Raw genomic sequence first — 19,614 nt, 5'->3', positions numbered from 1 at the left:
CCAATCGCTATGATAATAATGGCTCTTTCTTCAACCGGTTCTTATATACCCAGTAAAACACAACCGGGAATATAAAAAGGTTGAAAAAAGTATCCGTGATCAACCCACCTATTACCACACGGGCCAGCGGCCGTGCCGTTTCAGATCCAATACCCATACTGGTGGCAGCGGGAAGTAACCCGATAGCCGCCATCATCGCTGTCATGATCACGGGGCGTATCCTCGACTCCACCCCTTCCAGGATGGCACCCTGCAAATTGAAATGCGCCCCCGCGTGCATGGTACGCACATTCGTTTTAAACTTCGATAACAGGATCACACCATTTTGTACACAGATCCCAAACAAAGCTATAAAGCCAATACCAGCTGATATACTAAAGTTCATCCCGGTAAGCCACAGGGAAAAGATGCCGCCAATGATCGCAAACGGCACATTATTCAGTACCAGCAGCGCATCCTTCACCTTACCAAAAAGAATAAACAGGATCAGGAAAATCAACAATAAACTAACGGGTACCACCTGCATCAGCCGTTTTGTAGCGCGTTGCTGGTTCTCAAAATCGCCGGCCCACTCCAGGGAATACCCCTTCGGCAAAGAGATTTGCTCATTCACTTTATGTTGCGCCTCTGCAATAGTACTGCCCAGATCCCTGCCTCTTACCGAAAACTTAATAGCCCCATACCGCATATGCTTATCCCTGTAAATCATACTGGGCCCTACTATATGCTCAATTTCAGCGATCTCTTTCAAAGGGATCTTGTTTCCCCGTATAGTCGGTATCGTTAGATTACCGATGGATACCTCGCTTTCCCTGAAACTTTCGGGATAGCGTATACGAAGATCAAAACTCTTCTCCCCTTCATAAATGCGGGTAGCCGCCTTTCCCCCTATGGCCATTTCTATAACAGAATTCGCATCTTCCGTGGTCACCCCATACAGGGCCATCTTCTGCTGGTCCAGGTTAATGCGCAGCTCCGGCTGGCCAATATTCCGCAGGATACCCAAATCCTCAATACCATGCACCCCTTTCAGGATCTTCTCAATCGATTCTTCCTTCTCCTCTATCAACTTAAAATCATCTCCAAACAACTTCACTACAATAGAGCCCTTTACACCGGAAACCGCTTCCTCCACATTGTCCATGATCGGTTGGGAGAAGTTCAGCGTAATACCGGGGATACCATCCAGCGTATTGTTCATCTGCTCTATCAGTCTAGCTTTCGTGAGACCGCTCTTCCACTCGCTTTGCGGATAAATATCTACGTGAAACTCAATATTATAAAATCCTGTTGCATCGGTTCCATCATTCGGGCGGCCCGTTTGAGACATCACCTGCTTTACTTCCGGGAACGTCAGCAGCTTACGCCTGATATCATTGGCCACCTTCACCGACTCATCCAGCGATGTGCTCAGCGGCCCCGTGGCCCGGATATAAATAGCCCCTTCATTCAACTGGGGCAGGAATTCGGTGCCCAGGAACCTGAAACAGTACAACCCAAACGCCAGCACGATAAGCGATACGGTAAAGGCTATACGTCGGTGACGGAAGCAATAGTTAAAGATCCGTAGCGTGATACGGTTAATAAATTCCAGGAAAACATTATGCTTTTCCTTTACATTCTTCCGGAGCAATACGCTGGCCAGCGCCGGCACCAGGGTAAATGTAAGGATCAGCGCCCCCAGCAGGGCAAATCCCAGCGTCCAGGCAAGCGGCGAAAACATCTTTCCCTCCACTTTCTCAAAAGTGAAAATGGGTAGCAACCCGGTAATGATGATCAGCTTTGCAAAAAAGATCCCCTTGCCATTTTCAAGGCAGGCCCTGCGGATCATTCCCGCTTTACTCAGCTTATTAAACCGGTCCATCCCCACACTATGCGCTTTCCTGTCGAGCACCACGAAAATCCCCTCCATCATTACCACTGCCCCGTCTATAATGATCCCAAAGTCGATAGCTCCCATAGACAACAGATTAGCGCTCATCCCTTTGATCCGTAAACAAATGAACGCGAACAACAGCGCCAGCGGGATCACCACCGATACGATCACCGTAGTGCGCCAGTCGGCCATGAACAGGAATACGATCACCGTTACAAAAATGATCCCTTCCAGCATATTATGCAAAACAGTATGCGTGGAAAAATCGATCAGGTCTTCCCGGTTATAAAATGGTTTTATCTTCACATCATCCGGCAAAATACGTGTATTCAGCTCCGTTATCTTCTGCTTCAGCGCTTCAATCACGGCTGCAGGGTTCTCTCCTTTCCGCATTACCACAATACCTTCCACAACATCATAGTCCTGGTCGCGCCCCACCTGTCCCAGCCTGGGCAGCGCCGATATGCTTACATCGGCTACATCCTTTACCAGTATGGGCGTACCATTGATATGATCTACAATAATATTTTTGATCTCTTCTGTATTATTGAGGATACCTATCCCTCTCACCACATATGCCTGTGCATTTTTTACAATCACATCCCCGCCTACATTGATGTTACTTTTAGATAATGCCTGGTACATCTCCTGTGCTGTAATATCATACTGTACAGCCTTATCAGGGTCAATCGTTACCTGGTAAATTTTCACCTCCCCTCCAAAGCTTACAATATCCGCTACTCCAGGCACCGACAACAGGTTCCGCTCAATCACCCAGTCCTGCAGGGTTTTCAGCTCCGCTACCGATAATTTGCTGCTCTGCAGCGTATAGCGGTAGATTTCCCCGGTGGGGCCGTAGGGCGGCTCTATCTCGGGGTCTACACCATCCGGCAGCGAAGCGGATGTGATGTTGTTATTGATCTGTTGCCGTGCAAAAGTATCGTCCACATCATCATCAAAAATCACTTTCACTACAGATAATCCAAACAGTGAAGAGGAACGGATATGCGTTTTCTTCTGCGCCCGGTTCATGGCAATCTCTATCGGTCTTGTTACAAACTTCTCCACCTCTTCTGCGCTCCTGCCCTGCCATTGCGTGATAATGGTTACGGAAGTATTGGTAACATCAGGGAAGGCATCCACACCAATCTGCTTAAAGCTGATGTAGCCGGCAACAGCCAATACCCCTGTGGCAAAAAAAATGAAGTATCTGTTGCTTAAAGAAAAAGCAAGTACGCGCTTAATAAATCTGTTCATGGTGGTGCCCTTTACTGCTGATCCTTCAGCGTTTCATAAATGAATACCTGCCTGGAAGCTATTACCTGCTCTCCCTCCTGTAAACCGGCACTGATATAAGCGCGCCCCTCACTGGTTTTCTCCACCTTCACTTCCTTTACCGTTACGCCGCTCTTCGCGTTGGAGCGCACCAATACATAATATTTGTCGTGATCAAAAATGATTCCCCTCGAAGGGATGCTTACCGTATTACTATCGGAATGACGGTTGGCTTTGACCCTTACAAACATTTCAGGCTTCAGCAGGAAACCGGGGTTATCCACTACCACCCTGGCTTTCATTACTTTATTTTCAGGATCCAGTACGTTGTAAATTTTATCGATAGTGCCATAGAAAATTTTATCGGGGTAAGACAAAGTACTCATCTGTACTTTATCTCCCTCGCGGATGCCGGCGATATCCGATTCAAAGATGTTGATCATCGCCCATACATTATTAAGATCAGCCACCACGAAAATGGGATCAGTGTTATCCGGCCGCCACTGCATACTTTCAGCAGCCCGCTTACTGATCACAAATCCCGGCACCGGCGCTTTCACGGCATAGTCGGTACGATGCCCGCCCCCGTTGATCTCCAGGATGGCCTGCGATTTATTGTAAGCGGCAACGGCCTTATCATATGTACTTTTGGCTTCTTCATATTCCCGGAGGGAGTTTAACCCGCTCTTATAAAATGATTCCGCTACTTGCATATTTCTCCTGGCAGTTTCCATATCGTTAACGGATATACGCTGATCTGCCGTGAACCCAGCCATCTCAGGACTTTTAATAATGGCCAGCACCTGCCCTTTTTGCACAAAATCACCGGAGTGGACCTTTACAGCGGTAACAATACCACTCACCATCGGGAAGATACGAGCCGTCTTATCTTCGTTCTCTGTGATCTTCCCGGTAAGCAGTATTTCACTTTCAACAGGCCGGGCGGTTGCAGTATCAACTACCAGCGTGCGGAGCAAAGAATCGGAAAGCGTCCATGAACGGGGTGCTTCAGGCCCTGCTTTGCTGCCGCAGCCGGTGATAATACTACTAAGGGATATAACGATAACAATTGCAGGTATATGACGTTTTACTGAATATTGCATGTGAGAAAATTTATCAGGGATGAAAAACAGGCGTGCCGGTACTGAAATTAAGCGACTCCAGCGCATGCAGACGATCGTATTTCAACGCATTCATTTTAAGGACATTGTTCCGGTAGGCATCATACAGGTCAATGAATTCGAGTAGCCCGATATTATGAAGCCGGAAATTTTTCTCCACCTCATTCATCATGGTGGTGTATTCATTTTCAAAACCCGGATCAAACTCACTTACCAGCTTCTCTGTTTGGAGCGCCAGCTGGTAACTGTTCATCACTTCGTGCGCCAGCTCATCTTCCTGTCCTTCCAGCTGCAGCTTGCTGCTTTCCAACGCTGCCCTGGCGGTTTTTATGTTCCCCTGGTTGCGGTTAAAAAATGGCAGCGGCATGGATATGTTCAGTCCATTATAATTGCGTTCAAAGTTGCCCTGCTTATCGTATGAAAATCCTACCTGCGGATCTGGTACAGCCATCGATTTCTGCAGCCGCAGGTTCAGGTGATTATAGTTCACTGTTTCCTGCGCTATCTTCAGGTCGTAACGGTTTTGCCGCGCTGTATCCAGCAGCGACTGATAACTGTAACTCAGCGCCTGTGGCTTCTCTCCCGCGCCTTCCGGTAATACAGGCCGGATCACAGTACCCGGTGGTACCCTTATGAGCAACGCCAGGTCCGACTGCGTTTGCTGAATATCCTGTTGCAGTGATAAATGATCATGCTGTAAGTCGTACAACATCGATTTGATACGCACCAGCTCTTTGGGCGCAATATTGCCCTGGGCCTGCTGCGCGGTAAACACGCTCACCACCGTTTGCAAAAAAGCAATCTGGTCGGCAAAGGTTTCCAGCGACCGTTGTTTATAATAGAGATCATAAAAATTATCGTGAAGAGAAAAACGCAGGGTGCGCAACAGGTCGTAGAACTGGTATTCGCTCATCTTTACCCCGCTTTGTGCCAGCTTTACCGCCTTATTCCGCTTACCGGCCATTTTAAACAATTGTTCTGCCTGCAGAGTGTTCTGTCCTTCATAGGAGAAGTCGAACCACTTCCTGGTAGTATGGTTATACAACCCGTTTTCAAAAGTCACCTGTGGATTATCATACAGCCTGGCTGTGATCACGCCGGCTTTGGCCGAATCAATACTGTAACGCTGGGTAAGTAAAGGAATATTTTTTTGCAGGAATTGCTGCTCCGCCTGCGGCAATGTTAACGTTAGTGTGTCTTTCTCCTGTGCTGATGCAGCGGTACGGAACACAGTGGCAAACAGTACAAGCCAGGTAAGCCCTGCTAATCTATTGATCATACAACTTTTTTTCGTTGCACAAAGATGGCGTAGGGCTATTAGCAGCTTATTAGAATAAAGTTAAAACCGGATTAGAATTTACCGGCAGGCGTAAAGAATATATTAAACGTAGTGCCCTGGCCTATTACACTGCTTACGGTGATAGTGGCTTTATGCAGATGCAGGATCTTTTGAGTCATCGATAAACCGATGCCATACCCGTCGAAAGTATGCGCATTATCCGCCCGGTACAACGGCATAAATATCTTTTCTGTGTCTGCCGCCTCAATGCCAATACCCTTGTCGCTTACAGACAGGCTAAGGCCGCTGCTGCTGTAAGAAAGCAGGCAACTAACGTCATGGTTATACGAAAATTTAAACGCATTCCGGAGAATATTCTGTAACGCCAGCGCCAGCAGGGAACGGTTGCCCCGGATACACAGAAGGGAAGCATCTTCCGGCAGGCCGCTGAGCTGTACATGCAACTGCAATGCGGGTGTTTTATGGCGCCAGTATTCCGACAGCTCCCATAGTAGTTCGTCCAGCCGGATCAATTCACTGTTGGCTTCCGTAAGGTTAGCATCCACCCTGGTAAGCTGCAGCAAGCCATCGATGATGATCTTAAGCTTTTCAGATTCGCCCAGTAAAGTACCCAGCGTTTGCACATACTCTTCCCGGCTGCGGCTGTTCTGAAGCGTTACTTCTATCTCCCCGATAATAGTAGTTAAAGGCGTACGCAACTCATGGGATGCATTGGATACGAATGAGCGCTGCATATCAAAGGCCTGTTCCAGGTGTTGCAGCAGGCCATTAAAATTAGTGGCCAGTTCATCTATTTCATCTTTATTCAATCCCTGCTGTACACGCATATGCAGGTTATTGGAGCGGATCTTCTGTACCTGCCGGTTAATGTTCTTAATAGGCTCCAGCGCCCTGCTGGCATACCATTGCCCCATCAGGAAAATGATGAGCAGCGCCGCAAAGAACATGACGATGAGTATCCATAAAAGATATTGCAGTTGCTGGACGCCTGCCGTATTACGCGCGGTAACAATCACTACAAAATCGCCCTGGTTATCGGGATAATAAATGCCCAACCCCGATTCTTCCCGGAAACGGAACCGGTACACTTCTTTATGACGGATGGTTTCCAACAGGGATACCGGCCAGTTGTATCTCGTTTTTTCAATAAATACACCCTGGTTATGCTGATCATAAATATTACTGGATTCATCGGGTATGCGTTCCCGGTAGCTCTTTTCAATCTCCAGGAATTTCTTTTTTGTGAGCTCATCTTTTTCAAGGTATACCTGCGCAGTTACCAGCGCACGCATCTGCAACAGTTTATAAAAACTGTTCTGGATATATTGGGCGGATAACAGGTATATCAGTACGAAAACAACGGTGAGGATAATGCCTGAGATCAGCGTAAACTGCAGTGATAACCGGTGACGGATCTTCATAAGCTATTTCTGTTTCATCACATAACCCATCCCTACTACCGTATGGATCAGCTTTTCGCCGGTAAAGCCCTTTTCTATTTTATTCCGGAGATAATTAACGTATACATCAATAGTGTTGGTACCTGTGTCGAACTCCAGCCCCCATACGGCTTCAGAAATAAGCGCCCGGGAAAGCACCTTACCGGTATTGCGGAGCAACAATTCCAACAGTGCGTACTCTTTTGCAGTGAGCACAATTTCCTGTCCTTCTCGGCTGGCAGTTTTAGTGTGGGTATTCAGCTGCAGATCTGCAAAGGTAAGCACCGCCTGTTCCTGGTGGAAATGGCTTTTCCTCCTCGACAACGCATTGATACGGGCTATCAGCTCAGAGAAATGAAAAGGCTTGGCCAGGTAATCATCCGCGCCGGCATTCAGCCCTTCTACAATATCCTGCGTAGCATTCAGCGCAGTAAGCATTAATATAGGCACAGCAATATCCAGTGCGCGCAGGTTCCTGCAAACGGTAGTACCGTTGATGCCCGGCAACATCAGGTCCAGTAAAATCAGGTCGTAGTCCTGCTCCAGGGCTGCCTGCTGACCCCCAATGCCATCTGTATACACATCCACCTGGTGGTGATGCTCTTCCAGCCCCCTTTTAATAAAAGCCCCCACTTTAACTTCATCTTCTATAACCAGTATTTTCATATCAAAAAATTATAAGCAATAACCCCTGCAAAAGTAGGATTGTTTACCCGGGCGGGCATTAAAGCGGGATTAAAATCAATGTTCCCATGGACAATTTATCAATATCTGTTAGCTTTGCGTTCATCTAAACCGGCAACCAGATCATGCATTTACCTGTTTTAAGTACCGGCGACCTGGTGTTGCGACCTATAGAAGACAAAGACACTGCCGCACTGTTCAGCCACTTCTCGGATGATGCGGTCACAAAATATATGGATATTGATTCCTTCACCAATATCAGTGAAGCCACCCAGATCATTCAGTTCTTTCACCAGAGCCTGGAAAAGGAAGAAGGCATGCGATGGGCCATTACACTGGCCGGGAGGGATGAATTGATAGGTACCTGCGGGTATCATAAGATCAGTAAAACACATTTCAAAGCCGAGATTGGTTACGACCTGCGGCCCTTCTACTGGGGAAAGGGCATTATGAAAGAGGCGGTAAGCGTTATGCTCACCTATGGCTATGAAGAGCTGCAGTTTAACCGCATAGAAGCTTTTGTGGATCCCGAAAACATCGCGTCGTCCAAGCTGCTGACCAGGCTCGGATTCCGTTACGAAGGTTTTCTGAGGCATGCCTTTTTTGAGAAAGGAAAATTTGTAAACGCGGAGCTTTACAGTCTTTTAAGGAGCGAGCACACACGTGAATCCATCTTTTAATTATTATATACTATGAGCTTACAATTCCGGCATGCTACGGAAGCCGACCTGCCAAGGATCGTTGAAATTTATAACACTACCATTGCCAGCAGGATGGTGACTGCCGATACCTCACCGGTAACCGTTGAAAGCCGCCTGGCCTGGTTTCATGCGCACGACAGTATCCGTCGCCCCCTGTGGATGATTGACACTAACGGCAGCAATGTGGGATGGATGAGCTTCCAGTCTTTTTACGGCCGCCCTGCCTACAACGGCACCGTAGAAATAAGTATCTATCTCGATGAAAGTGCCAGGGGCAAAGGGTTTGGAAAGGAAATACTGCAATATGCCATTAGCATAGGACCCGAATTTGGTGTACAAACATTGCTGGGTTTCATCTTTGCGCACAACGTCCCCAGTCTGAAACTGTTTATGAAGATGGGCTTTGAAGAATGGGCGCACCTGCCGGAAATAGCGGTGCTGGATGGTGTGGAAAGAAGTTTGAAAATTTTAGGAAGAAAGATCTGAGGCACTACAATATTTCTACAGTTTTGAGAAATAACTTCGGACCTAAACCAGGAAAATATGTGGTGGATTTATGCTTTGCTGTCCGCTTTCTTTGCGGCTTTAACTGCTATCCTTGCCAAGATCGGGGTAGCGGATATTCCTTCCAACCTGGCCACAGCTATCAGAACGCTCGTGATACTGGTGCTGGCCTGGGCCATTGTGTTTGCGGGAGGGGAATATAAAAGTGTGGGCACCGTTTCAAAGCACGGGCTGTTATTCCTTATATTATCTGGTATTGCCACCGGCTGCTCCTGGCTTTTTTATTTTAAGGCGCTCCAGGCCGGGCAGGTGTCGCAGGTAGCCCCGGTGGATAAACTCAGTGTAGCGCTCACTATTGTATTATCAGCCATTTTCCTGCACGAAGCCATCACGCTGAAAACAGCCATTGGTGCTGGGCTTATTATTGCGGGCACACTGGTGCTCATCTTAAAATAACGCGGATGTTGTCTGAGTCAGACAACATCCGCAGCTTCAATTTTATACACGCAACGGCGGGCGCCATTGATGATATGCTCCATACGGGATACATTCATTTTTTCGCCGAGTATGCTGACAAAGGTCCGCATCTCTGAAGTGCAGATATTGTCGCATTCTGTGGCGGCACAGCAAATGGGACAGTGATTTTCTATAAAGTAATAGGTATCGCCTTCTTTTTTCCATTCGGCGAGGTAGCCTTCGCCGGAACGGATGGCAGCAAACGAAGTGAGCCGGTTTTCCAGGCCGTTAACGCCTTCGAGGGCGCTACTGTATTTCTCGAGCTGGCTTTTTTCCCTGGCGTTTACCACGTTATCGAGCGCTTCCTTACCTAATACATTCTTAATGGTTTGAATGATCTGAAGGGTGAGTTCGGTATGGGTATCCGGGAAGCGGGCATTACCCAGCGGGGTAAGGCTCCATATTAAAACAGGGCGTCCTACGCCTTTGGAAGCACTTTCCGACTGCACCAGTCCCTCTTCTGCCAGCTTTAGCAGTTGAAGACGGGCGCCCTCTCCGGTAATACCCAATTCATTGGCCAGTTCTGCTGCAGGCAGGGGCCCCCGGGTCTTGAGCAAGGTCAAAAACCGGTCGGCAGCATTCTTGGTTCGTATTGGATAATTTTCCAAGTTCTTACTTGTTTTATTCTCAAATATCGGTATTTTTGTGAAAGCTAAAAAAAAGATTTTGGGATTTTGGTGAGTTTATGAGATCCTTCATCAAAATTTAATCTCATAATCATTTTAATCTCTAAATGTTAAATATTAATGAACGTCCTGATATTTAATGGTGCAATAGATGACCGTCCTTATGCCACTTCCAACCAGTTGGCGGCATACCTGACGGAAAGGTTGAAAGAGAACGGATTTTCCCCAGAGATCTTTAGTCTTGGTAACACCCAGATCCCATTTTTCTCCCAGGCAGAAGCAGGATTGAAGCCACCAGCGGTAGATGCCATGTGTAAAGCCTTTTGCAAGGCTGACCTGCATATCTGGATGACTCCATTATATCATGGCAGCATGACGGGCGCCATGAAAAATTGCCTGGACTGGCTGGAAATGACAAGCAAGAACCAGCGTCCTTATTTAACCGGAAAGGTTGTAGCTTTGCTGTCCTGGGCAGACGGCACCCAGGCCATGCAGGGTATAAACGCAATGGATGCAGTGGCTAAGGCGTTGAGAGCGTGGGTGTTGCCATACTCCCTGCCGATTTTGAAAGACAACCTGTATGACCCGGCAACCCGCGGGATCACCGAGTTCTATAAAAATAAACTGGATATGATGGTACAGTTGCTGTGTGCGGCCAAATCGCATGTAGTAGCTGGTATTGAAGGATAAAAGATAAGGAAGGCCGGGAAACCGGTAAATAGCTAATAAAAACAAATTCTGAGTATGATAACCGTTTCAGAAAAAGCAGGAGAATATATCAAAGCGCTGATGGAAAAAGAACATCATGCGCCAGGCACCTTTGTACGTGTAGGCGTAAAAGGTGGTGGATGCTCAGGTCTTGAATATGTGTTGAAATTTGAAGCAACCGAAGAAGAAGGCGACCAGGTTTTTGAAGATAAAGGCGTAAAAGTAGTGGTACAGATGAAAAGTCTCCTTTACCTGTATGGTACGGAGCTGGACTATTCAGACGGACTTAACGGAAAAGGCCTCTACTTTAACAATCCAAATGCAACCAGAACCTGTAGCTGCGGCGAGAGCTTTGCGGTTTAAATATTAAACTTGTATGATCAACAGTAACGAAATAATTGATGATATAGCCAATAAGGAATACGAGTTTGGCTTTAGCACCGATATTGAAATGGATATAGCTCCCCCGGGGCTGAATGAAGATATCATCCGTTTTATTTCGGCGAAGAAGAATGAACCCGAATGGCTACTGGAATGGCGCCTGAAAGGATTTGCCGCATTTAAGAAAATGGAATTTCCCAAATGGCAGCATTTTGAAATGCCGGAGCTGGACCTCCAGGCACTTTCTTACTATGCAGCGCCACGTAAGAAAAAACAGCTCAACAGCCTGGACGAAGTAGATCCGGAACTGCTGGCTACTTTCGAAAAACTGGGTATTCCCCTCAATGAACAGAAAGCACTTACCGGCGTAGCCGTGGATGCCGTTTTCGACAGCGTGTCTGTAGCCACCACTTTCAAAGGCAAACTGAAAGAAATGGGCGTGATCTTCTGCTCCTTCGGTGAAGCCGTGCAGGAACATCCTGACCTGGTAAAGAAATACCTGGGCAGCGTAGTACCTCACACAGATAATATCTTCGCTGCGCTCAACGCCGCCGTATTTTCCGATGGCTCTTTCGTTTACATTCCCAAAGGTGTACGCTGCCCGATGGAACTGAGCACTTACTTCCGTATCAATGCCCAGAACACCGGCCAGTTTGAACGTACCCTGATCATTGCCGACGATAACAGTTACGTAAGCTACCTCGAAGGCTGCACCGCCCCCATGCGCGATGAAAATCAGCTGCATGCGGCAGTAGTGGAACTGATAGCCCTGGAACAGGCTGAAATAAAATACTCTACCGTACAAAACTGGTATCCCGGCGATAAAGACGGTAAAGGCGGTATCTATAACTTCGTTACCAAAAGAGGTATCTGCAAAGGCACTGCCAGCAAGATCTCCTGGACACAGGTGGAAACCGGCTCCGCTATTACCTGGAAATACCCCAGCGTAATCCTGCAGGGCGATCACTCAGAAGGGGAATTCTATTCCGTAGCAGTAGTCCGCAACAAACAGATCGCTGATACCGGTACCAAGATCCACCACATCGGTAAAGGCACCAAAAGCCGTATCATCTCCAAAGGTATTTCCGCCGGCCGGGGTGATAACAGCTACCGCGGACTGGTAGCCGTAGGGCCCCGGGCAGACAATGCACGTAACTTTACCCAGTGCGACTCCCTGCTCATCGGTAACCAATGCGGTTCACACACCTTCCCATACATCGAATCAAGGAACAAAACGGCCATGATCGAACACGAAGCCACCACTTCGAAGATCGGGGAAGACCAGATCTTCTACCTGAACCAGCGGGGCATCGACAGCGAAAAAGCAGTTGCCCTCATCGTAAACGGTTATGTGAAGGAAGTACTGAACCAGCTGCCAATGGAATTTGCAGTGGAAGCACAAAAATTATTATCTATTACACTTGAAGGAAGTGTTGGATAATTCATTATCCAACTTAATACATACAGAACGAAATAAAACAATCATGCTGACGATCAAAAATCTGCACGCAGAAGTAGAAGGGAAAAAAATTCTGAAAGGCATTAATCTCGAAATAAACAAAGGAGAAATGCATGCTATCATGGGGCCCAACGGTTCCGGTAAAAGCTCACTGGCTTCTGTTCTCGCCGGACGTGATAACTACACGGTTACCGAAGGAGAAGTTTGGTTCAATGGCAAAAATCTGCTGGATATGGCTCCGGAAGACCGCGCCCGTGAAGGTGTTTTCCTCGCTTTTCAATACCCTGTTGAAATACCAGGTGTTTCTAATCTCAACTTCCTCAAAACAGCACTGAATGAAATCAGGGCGTACAAAGGCCTTCCCGCCCTCGAAGCAAGGGAGTTCCTGAAGCTGACCAAAGAAAAACAACAGCTGGTGGACTTCCACTCCAACCTGATGAACCGTTCCCTCAACGAAGGATTCAGCGGCGGAGAAAAGAAACGTAACGAAATTTTCCAACTGGCGATGCTGGACCCTCAGCTGGCTATACTGGATGAAACAGATTCCGGACTGGATATCGATGCACTGCGTATTGTTTCCAATGGAGTGAACAAATTACGCGATGCAGAAAAATCCTTCGTAGTAATTACCCACTATCAACGCCTGCTTGAGTATATCATACCTGACTTTGTACATGTATTATACAATGGCCGTATCATTAAAACCGGTACCAAAGAGCTGGCACTGGAACTTGAAGAAAGAGGATACGACTGGCTGAAAGAGGAATTACATTTGAAAGAATCTGTATAAAAAGAACTATGACAAGCGATATGATATTGCCATTTTACCAGGCGTTAACTGAAGATGTAAATGCACTGTCGGCGCAGGTTCCCTCCCTCGCTACAGATACATTGCAGGATGTCCGCCGCAAAGCGCTTGAGCGTTTTTCAACGATAGGCCTTCCTACGTTGAAAACGGAAGCATGGCGCTACACGAATATTCAGCGCTACCTGAAAGAGTTTCCATATGAACTGCTCTCTACCGCTTCCTGTGTACCGGAAGATGTGGTGAACAGTACTGCCATTCCTGAACTGGACTGCTACCGCATTGTGCTGGTAAACGGCCATCTCCAGGCAGAACAATCTACACTGCCGCAAGGTAAAGGCATCACTGTTGGCGCAATGAGCGCCCACACTACCGCACCCGGTTTCGCTGCTTATTTCAACGAACAGCAGCACCTGGCAGCCGAATCAATGGCGCAACTGAATACTGCCCTCTTTGCAGATGGCCTGTATATTGAACTGGCAGCCAACACCGTGATTGATAAACCCATACATGTAGTACACGTTTACTCCTGTACAGCGCATGCGTTCATTCAGCCCCGCCACCTGTGGGTACTGAACAGGAACGCTGCCGCTACCATTATCGAAACTTCCATACACCCGGAAACCAATACCATCGCATTTGCGAACAGCGTACTGGAAACCGTGGTAATGGAAAACGCAGAACTGTGGCACTATAATGTACAACAGGGCGCCGAAAGCTTCCGTGAAGTACATACCACCGCTGCACAACAACATAAAGACAGCCGTTACCATCATTTTAATTTCACCCTGCCCGGTACCCCGTTCACCCGTAATAACCTGAGCGTGGCGCTTAATGGCAGTCATACCGAAACTAACCTGAACGGCCTCTATATTGCCAGCAAACACCAGCATGTAGATAACCATACCTTTATGGATCACATCATGCCCGATTGCAACAGCAACGAACTGTACAAAGGCGTACTGCTCGATAACGCCAACGGCGTATTTACCGGCAAGATCCTTGTACACCAGGAAGCACAGAAAACAAATGCTTTCCAGCAGAACAATAACCTCCTGCTCGGTACCAAAGCGGACATCAACTCCCAGCCACAGCTGGAAATTTATGCCGACGATGTAAAGTGCAGCCACGGTTTTACTGCCGGTCAGTTCAGCGAGGAGTCCATGTTCTACCTCCGCTCTCGCGGTATTGGTGAAGATGCGGCAAAAGCACTGATGGTAAACGCCTTCTCCCACGATATCACAGATGCTGTGAAGGTGCCTGCCCTGCAACATTTCCTACAGACGCAGATTGCGGAGATCATGAATAACTAAATTAACGATGGAACATATTGCTAACATAGTCACCGAAGGCCTGGATGTAAAGCAGATCAGAAAGGATTTTCCTATCCTGCAGCAACAGGTACATGGTAAACCGCTGGTATACTTCGATAACGGGGCTACCACGCAGAAACCACAGGTCGTAATAAACGCGGAAGCCCGCTATTACGAAGAATATAACAGCAATGTGCACCGGGGTGTACATCACCTGAGCCAGGTAGCTACCAACGCATACGAAAAAGCCCGCATCACCATTGCAGGCTATATCAATGCCGCCGATCCCCATGAAGTGATCTTCACTGCAGGCACCACCGCCGGCATCAACCTGGTGGCCAATACCTTCAGCCGCCGTTTCCTCAAGGAAGGCGACAGCGTGATCATTTCCGCCATGGAGCACCATAGTAATATAGTGCCCTGGCAAATTGCCTGCGAAGAAACCGGCGCCAAACTGAAAGTAATTCCTATCAACGATCGCGGCGAACTCCTCATGGATGCTTACAAAGCCCTGCTGGACGACTCCGTGAAAATAGTAGCCGTTACATATGTTTCCAATACCATGGGAACCATTAACCCGGTACAGGATATCATAACACTGGCGCATGCACGCAATATCCCGGTACTGCTCGATGCTGCACAGGCTATCCAGCATATCAGCATCGATGTACAGGCGCTGGATGTAGATTTCCTGGCCTTCTCCGGCCATAAAATTTATGGTCCTACCGGTACCGGCGTGCTCTATGGTAAAAAGGCCTGGCTCGATAAACTGCCTCCCTACCAGGGCGGCGGAGATATGATCAAAACCGTTACTTTCGAAAAAACGACCTACAACGAACTGCCGTATAAATTTGAAGCAGGTACTCCCAACATTGCCGGTGGCATTGCACTGGGCACCGCTATCGAATACCTGCAGCAAACCGGTATCTCTAAAATCCAGCAATGGGAAGAAGAGCTGATGGAATATGCCATGCAGGAATTGCGTAAGATCGATGGGATCCGCTTTATCGGCGACGCGGCAGAAAGAAGCGGCGCCATCTCCTTCCTGGTACACAACATCCACCCGTTTGATATGGGTGAACTGCTGGACCAGCAAGGCATCGCAGTAAGAACAGGGCACCATTGCACCGAACCGCTGATGGATATCTTTAAGATCCCCGGCACCGTGCGCGCTTCCCTTTCTTTCTATAATACCAAAGAAGAAATAGACAAACTGGTAGCCGGCATCAAAAGAGCCGCCGCCATGCTTTTGTAAACAGGTGAATATGACGATCCAGGAAATACAGGAAGAAATAATATCCGATTTTTCGGTGATGGGCAGCTGGGAAGATAAATACGAATATATCATCCAGCTGGGTAAAGAATTACCACTCATCTCAGAAGAATATAAAACACCGGACAATCTCATCAAAGGCTGCCAGTCGCGCGTGTGGCTGCACACAGAACTGAAAGACGGGAAACTGTTTTTTACTGCAGACAGCGACGCTGTGATCACCAAAGGCCTCGTAAGCCTGATGATATATGTACTTTCCGGTCATACGCCACAGGAAATTGCTACAGCTGAAATTTATTTTATAGATGCCATCGGCCTGAGCAGCCATCTCTCTCCCACCCGCTCCAACGGGTTGCTGAGTATGCTTAAACAAATGAAACTGTATGCTATCGCCTACCAGGCTAAAATTAACCAGCAATGAGTGAAGCAACATTAAGAGAACAGATAGAAGCACAGCTCAAAACCGTATTTGACCCGGAAATCCCGGTGAACATATGGGAACTTGGACTGGTATACGAAGTAAAGATCAAGGAAAATAACAGGATCGGTATCGACATGACCCTTACCGCCCCTGGTTGCCCTGTAGCCGGTGATATTATCCGGGAAGTAGATGAAAAGATCAGGAATATAGAAGGCGTTTCCGATGTAGATGTTCACCTTACCTTTGATCCACCATGGACAAAAGATATGATGAGCGAAGAAGCTAAACTGGAACTCGGCTTCCTATAACATAACAATATTTAAATAATAAAACCAGATATCAGATACACTGCGTAGTGTTGTCTGATATTTGGTTTTTTATTTTATGGAATTATTTACTTTGCGCTTTAAATCGTTAATCCATTGAACCTATCCGACGAACAAGTGCTTGCGATGGCGCCTGATGAATCTTCCCGTAAATCCGGGAAGGATCTGGCCAACCCGGCTAAATGGGTGAGCAAAGGCGTCAGCGAATCAGCGTTATGGGGCGAGTGTCAGGGCAGTGGCAGCAAACCATACCAGACACAGATAGATACCGGCAATATGGCATTCAAATGCAGTTGCCCCAGCCGTAAGTTTCCCTGCAAACACGGGCTGGGCTTATTGCTGCTCTATTCAAGGCAACCGGCTTCCTTCACGGAAACAACACCTCCCTCCTGGGTGAGCGAATGGCTCTCCAAACGCGCTGAAAAGGAGGAAAAGAAAAATACTACCGCCACTGCTGCGGAGAAGCAGCCGGATACGGGCGCACAGGCCAAACGGCAGCAGGCGCGCATGCAAAAGGTAAGCGATGGCACGGCAGAACTGCTCCGCTGGATGAAAGACCTGGTACGCAACGGTATTATGGACCTGCCTGAAAAGGACCCCTCCTTCTTTGAAAATATGATCCGCCGCATGATAGACGCACAGGCCCCCGGGCTTGCCGGTATGATGCGGGAACTGGCAGACATCAGCTACTTTCATGAAGGCTGGCAATCGGCATTCATGAATCAGCTGGTACGTATTTACCTTGTAATACAGGGCTACCAGCACCTTTCAGCACTGCCCCCTGCATTGCAACAGGATATACGTACCCTCACCGGCTTTTCCACCTCGCAGGAAGAACTGAAAGAACAAACCGGTGTCGCCGATACCTGGCAGGTACTGGGAAAACAAACTACAGAGGAAGACCGCCTCGTGGTAGAACGCTACTGGCTGCACGGCGTGCATACCAAGCGGCCCGCGCTCATCCTGCAGTTTTATGTACGCGGACAAAGCACCATCAGCAATGCCCTCACTCCCGGCAGCGCCATTAATGCGGAACTGGTATTTTATCCGTCCGCAGCGCCGCTCCGCGCACTCATCAAACAACAGGTGACTGTGCCGCCCAATCATTCTTTCAGCGGATATGCCGGGTGGCAGGAAGTGGTATCGGCACAAACCAACATCAGTGAAGTACTTCCCGTTTATAACGACCAGGTATATACGATTGCAGACCTCACCCCCATTTGGCATGCTGAACAATGGTGGCTGCAGGACAGCCGGCAGCAACTGATGCCAGTGAAAAAAACATTCCAGCATATCTGGAAACTGCTGGCGCTGAGCGGCGGAAGCCCCCTGCACATGGCAGTTACAGGAAAAGAAACCCTATACGAGCCCATTGGCGTTTGGCATGAACAGGAATACAAAATATTATAATGGAGCACTGGAATCAACTTATAAATACCGCCCTTCTCGGCACCGCTAAAAAACCGGCTGGCAGCGCCGGTATGAGCGGCCCACTGTTACAGGCGGCAGATACCATACTGGCACAAGCCGATACTGATAAAGAAGATAAGTTCCTGCAACTGGCAGCAGTGCTGTATAATTACCGGCAAAGCGGTACACAGCCCATCACTGCCAATGTTGCGCCAATGAAGGTTTGCCCGCCTGAAACAAAAGCCTACTGCAAACCCGCCGCCATCCGTGTACTGCACCAGGTGCTGGAAACGGAAAGCATACAACTGCTTCAGCTCTGGCTGGAATACTGCGTAAAAGCCAATGTACTGGTGCCCCCGGCCCAGCTACCCGTGATACTCGACAAGGGATGGAGAAATAAATCACTACGCGCACTGGTTGCCGCCACGGGTGGGCAACGGGCAGCATGGCTTGGTCACTTTAACCCCGACTGGAATTTTTCCCGCGTGGCATACACCATTGAAGACAGATGGCAGAACGGCGCCACCGCGCAACGGGTGGAAGCCCTGAAAGAACTGCGCGTCGCGGATCCCGTGATGGCCCGCACCTGGCTGGAACAATCGTGGCCCAGGGAAAGCGTCACAGTAAAAACAGAACTGCTCTCCGTATTGGAACATCCCGCAGATCCGGCAGATATCCCCTGGCTGGAATCCCTTCTCACGGAAAAAAGTAAACAGGTAAAAGAAACCGCTACCCGCATCCTGAAAAAACTGCCCGGCTCCTCCCTCCATGAAAAATACTGGCAGATCATAGCTGGCGCCATTCAACTGGATAAATACGGACAGGTAACTGTGGCGCTTCCGGAAATAACCGATGAGAGTATCTTCCAGAGCGGCATCGAAAGGTTCAGCAGCGATAAAACCGTTACAGACGATACGCATGTTCTGTACCAGCTGATCAGCAGTGTGCACCCTTCCCGCTGGGAAGGGCATTTCCACAGGGATACGGAAAGGGTCATTGCACTCTTTCAGCAGCAGGAATCATTAAAGCCCTTTATCCCGGCGCTGGTGCTGGCCATCGCCTGGTTTGAAGACAAAGAGCGCGCACTTTCGTTTATGCAGCACAGTGAAACATTTTATATAGATATCATTCCCCTGCTGCCGGCAGCACAGCAACAGGAGTTCGGCGAAAAGTTCTTTGATGAGCACCCCGACGCTATTATTGAATATGCCTGCAAACACCAGGAGGAATGGAGCCTCCAGCTGTGTACCCGGATATTTAAATATGCGGCCACACAGCCGTACACCTATAATCAACAGTTCATGAACAATCATATCCGGCTCATCCCTGTGAGTATTGCCGCTACCCTGGATAGTATTACGCCGGTGGAAGCCTATCATACAGGATACTGGAATAATATAAAAGTTCACCTGGGCCGGCTGCTGCAGGCCAAAAGCCAGGTACAATCACTTTAATCCAAACATATTAATCAACATA

General features: G+C 48.2%; 19 protein-coding genes. 13 read left to right on the top strand and 6 right to left on the bottom strand.

The features are described 5' to 3' along the window. Positions 1 to 7 precede the first annotated feature (7 nt). From FN124_RS14325 to FN124_RS14305, 5 genes are all read right to left on the bottom strand, one after another. Entirely contained in the window at positions 8 to 3,133 is a 3,126-nt protein-coding gene (locus tag FN124_RS14325) for an efflux RND transporter permease subunit (protein WP_142685383.1), read from the bottom strand. A gap of 11 nt (positions 3,134 to 3,144) precedes the next feature. After that, complete coding sequence (locus tag FN124_RS14320) at positions 3,145 to 4,254, bottom strand: efflux RND transporter periplasmic adaptor subunit (RefSeq protein WP_185937196.1); 1,110 nt, start codon at positions 4,252 to 4,254, stop codon at positions 3,145 to 3,147. A gap of 13 nt (positions 4,255 to 4,267) precedes the next feature. Beyond that, the gene (locus FN124_RS14315; protein WP_142685381.1) at positions 4,268 to 5,551 is read right to left on the bottom strand and encodes a TolC family protein; all 1,284 of its coding nucleotides are present in this window, start codon (positions 5,549 to 5,551) and stop codon (positions 4,268 to 4,270) included. 71 nt (positions 5,552 to 5,622) lie between these two features. Continuing rightward, positions 5,623 to 6,993 (bottom strand): sensor histidine kinase, encoded by a 1,371-nt coding sequence (locus tag FN124_RS14310; protein ID WP_142685380.1) that lies wholly within the window; start codon positions 6,991 to 6,993, stop codon positions 5,623 to 5,625. A 3-nt stretch (positions 6,994 to 6,996) separates the two neighbouring features. Further along, on the bottom strand, positions 6,997 to 7,677 hold the full coding sequence (locus FN124_RS14305) for a response regulator transcription factor (RefSeq protein WP_142685379.1): 681 nt from the start codon (positions 7,675 to 7,677) through the stop codon (positions 6,997 to 6,999). Positions 7,678 to 7,820: 143 nt separating this feature from the next. Between FN124_RS14305 and FN124_RS14300 the strand changes: the two genes are divergently transcribed. From FN124_RS14300 to FN124_RS14290, 3 genes are read left to right on the top strand one after another with little or no spacing between them, the layout of a single operon-like run. Next, positions 7,821 to 8,375 carry a GNAT family N-acetyltransferase gene (locus FN124_RS14300; protein ID WP_142685378.1) on the top strand — a complete coding sequence of 185 codons (555 nt, stop codon included), beginning with the start codon at positions 7,821 to 7,823 and terminating at the stop codon, positions 8,373 to 8,375. A 12-nt stretch (positions 8,376 to 8,387) separates the two neighbouring features. Next, complete coding sequence (locus tag FN124_RS14295; protein ID WP_142685377.1) at positions 8,388 to 8,882, top strand: GNAT family N-acetyltransferase; 495 nt, start codon at positions 8,388 to 8,390, stop codon at positions 8,880 to 8,882. Positions 8,883 to 8,939: 57 nt separating this feature from the next. Next, positions 8,940 to 9,356 (top strand): EamA family transporter, encoded by a 417-nt coding sequence (locus tag FN124_RS14290; RefSeq protein WP_142685376.1) that lies wholly within the window; start codon positions 8,940 to 8,942, stop codon positions 9,354 to 9,356. Between the two features lie 17 nt (positions 9,357 to 9,373). On the opposite strand, the gene FN124_RS14285 is transcribed toward FN124_RS14290, so the two are convergent. Continuing rightward, on the bottom strand, positions 9,374 to 10,024 hold the full coding sequence (locus tag FN124_RS14285) for a helix-turn-helix transcriptional regulator (RefSeq protein ID WP_142685375.1): 651 nt from the start codon (positions 10,022 to 10,024) through the stop codon (positions 9,374 to 9,376). Positions 10,025 to 10,162: 138 nt separating this feature from the next. On the opposite strand from FN124_RS14285, the gene FN124_RS14280 reads away from it, so the two are divergent. The 10 genes from FN124_RS14280 (at position 10,163) to FN124_RS14235 (ending at position 19,592) form a co-directional block, all read left to right on the top strand. Next, complete coding sequence (locus FN124_RS14280; protein WP_142685374.1) at positions 10,163 to 10,732, top strand: NADPH-dependent FMN reductase; 570 nt, start codon at positions 10,163 to 10,165, stop codon at positions 10,730 to 10,732. 54 nt (positions 10,733 to 10,786) lie between these two features. Beyond that, on the top strand, positions 10,787 to 11,113 hold the full coding sequence (locus FN124_RS14275) for a HesB/IscA family protein (RefSeq protein WP_142685373.1): 327 nt from the start codon (positions 10,787 to 10,789) through the stop codon (positions 11,111 to 11,113). Positions 11,114 to 11,126: 13 nt separating this feature from the next. Next, entirely contained in the window at positions 11,127 to 12,572 is a 1,446-nt protein-coding gene (sufB, locus tag FN124_RS14270) for a Fe-S cluster assembly protein SufB (protein WP_142685372.1), read from the top strand. Between the two features lie 43 nt (positions 12,573 to 12,615). Continuing rightward, on the top strand, positions 12,616 to 13,380 hold the full coding sequence (gene sufC, locus FN124_RS14265) for a Fe-S cluster assembly ATPase SufC (protein ID WP_142685371.1): 765 nt from the start codon (positions 12,616 to 12,618) through the stop codon (positions 13,378 to 13,380). An 8-nt stretch (positions 13,381 to 13,388) separates the two neighbouring features. After that, positions 13,389 to 14,708: a Fe-S cluster assembly protein SufD gene (gene sufD, locus FN124_RS14260; RefSeq protein WP_142685370.1), complete on the top strand. Its 1,320-nt coding sequence runs from the start codon at positions 13,389 to 13,391 to the stop codon at positions 14,706 to 14,708. Between the two features lie 7 nt (positions 14,709 to 14,715). Further along, positions 14,716 to 15,963, top strand: coding sequence for an aminotransferase class V-fold PLP-dependent enzyme (locus tag FN124_RS14255; protein ID WP_142685369.1), 1,248 nt, complete (start codon positions 14,716 to 14,718; stop codon positions 15,961 to 15,963). 10 nt (positions 15,964 to 15,973) lie between these two features. After that, positions 15,974 to 16,402: a SufE family protein gene (locus tag FN124_RS14250; protein ID WP_142685368.1), complete on the top strand. Its 429-nt coding sequence runs from the start codon at positions 15,974 to 15,976 to the stop codon at positions 16,400 to 16,402. After that, positions 16,399 to 16,710, top strand: coding sequence for a DUF59 domain-containing protein (locus FN124_RS14245; RefSeq protein WP_079467727.1), 312 nt, complete (start codon positions 16,399 to 16,401; stop codon positions 16,708 to 16,710). Before FN124_RS14250 ends, FN124_RS14245 begins: the two co-directional genes overlap by 4 nt. A 114-nt stretch (positions 16,711 to 16,824) precedes the next feature. After that, positions 16,825 to 18,138: an SWIM zinc finger family protein gene (locus FN124_RS14240; protein ID WP_142685367.1), complete on the top strand. Its 1,314-nt coding sequence runs from the start codon at positions 16,825 to 16,827 to the stop codon at positions 18,136 to 18,138. After that, positions 18,138 to 19,592: a DUF5691 domain-containing protein gene (locus FN124_RS14235; RefSeq protein ID WP_142685366.1), complete on the top strand. Its 1,455-nt coding sequence runs from the start codon at positions 18,138 to 18,140 to the stop codon at positions 19,590 to 19,592. The genes FN124_RS14240 and FN124_RS14235 overlap by 1 nt, the downstream gene beginning before the upstream one ends. Positions 19,593 to 19,614 lie beyond the last annotated feature (22 nt).

Source organism: Chitinophaga polysaccharea, from assembly GCF_902150045.1.
Lineage (GTDB): Bacteria > Bacteroidota > Bacteroidia > Chitinophagales > Chitinophagaceae > Chitinophaga > Chitinophaga polysaccharea_A.
Note: the sequence above shows the minus strand (reverse complement) of the source record. Positions and strands in the feature narration are given on the sequence as shown.

Excerpts from the sequence above, each read along its gene's own strand:
- FN124_RS14250 (WP_142685368.1), top strand. The coding sequence starts at position 15,974 with ATGACGATCCAGGAAATACAGGAAGAAATAATATCCGATTTTTCGGTG.
- FN124_RS14310 (WP_142685380.1), bottom strand. The coding sequence starts at position 6,993 with ATGAAGATCCGTCACCGGTTATCACTGCAGTTTACGCTGATCTCAGGC.
- FN124_RS14315 (WP_142685381.1), bottom strand. The coding sequence starts at position 5,551 with ATGATCAATAGATTAGCAGGGCTTACCTGGCTTGTACTGTTTGCCACT.
- FN124_RS14235 (WP_142685366.1), top strand. The coding sequence starts at position 18,138 with ATGGAGCACTGGAATCAACTTATAAATACCGCCCTTCTCGGCACCGCT.
- FN124_RS14245 (WP_079467727.1), top strand. The coding sequence starts at position 16,399 with ATGAGTGAAGCAACATTAAGAGAACAGATAGAAGCACAGCTCAAAACC.
- FN124_RS14320 (WP_185937196.1), bottom strand. The coding sequence starts at position 4,254 with ATGCAATATTCAGTAAAACGTCATATACCTGCAATTGTTATCGTTATA.
- sufD (WP_142685370.1), top strand. The coding sequence starts at position 13,389 with ATGACAAGCGATATGATATTGCCATTTTACCAGGCGTTAACTGAAGAT.
- FN124_RS14300 (WP_142685378.1), top strand. The coding sequence starts at position 7,821 with ATGCATTTACCTGTTTTAAGTACCGGCGACCTGGTGTTGCGACCTATA.
- FN124_RS14290 (WP_142685376.1), top strand. The coding sequence starts at position 8,940 with ATGTGGTGGATTTATGCTTTGCTGTCCGCTTTCTTTGCGGCTTTAACT.
- FN124_RS14275 (WP_142685373.1), top strand. The coding sequence starts at position 10,787 with ATGATAACCGTTTCAGAAAAAGCAGGAGAATATATCAAAGCGCTGATG.
- FN124_RS14255 (WP_142685369.1), top strand. The coding sequence starts at position 14,716 with ATGGAACATATTGCTAACATAGTCACCGAAGGCCTGGATGTAAAGCAG.
- FN124_RS14305 (WP_142685379.1), bottom strand. The coding sequence starts at position 7,677 with ATGAAAATACTGGTTATAGAAGATGAAGTTAAAGTGGGGGCTTTTATT.
- FN124_RS14295 (WP_142685377.1), top strand. The coding sequence starts at position 8,388 with ATGAGCTTACAATTCCGGCATGCTACGGAAGCCGACCTGCCAAGGATC.
- sufC (WP_142685371.1), top strand. The coding sequence starts at position 12,616 with ATGCTGACGATCAAAAATCTGCACGCAGAAGTAGAAGGGAAAAAAATT.
- sufB (WP_142685372.1), top strand. The coding sequence starts at position 11,127 with ATGATCAACAGTAACGAAATAATTGATGATATAGCCAATAAGGAATAC.
- FN124_RS14325 (WP_142685383.1), bottom strand. The coding sequence starts at position 3,133 with ATGAACAGATTTATTAAGCGCGTACTTGCTTTTTCTTTAAGCAACAGA.
- FN124_RS14280 (WP_142685374.1), top strand. The coding sequence starts at position 10,163 with ATGAACGTCCTGATATTTAATGGTGCAATAGATGACCGTCCTTATGCC.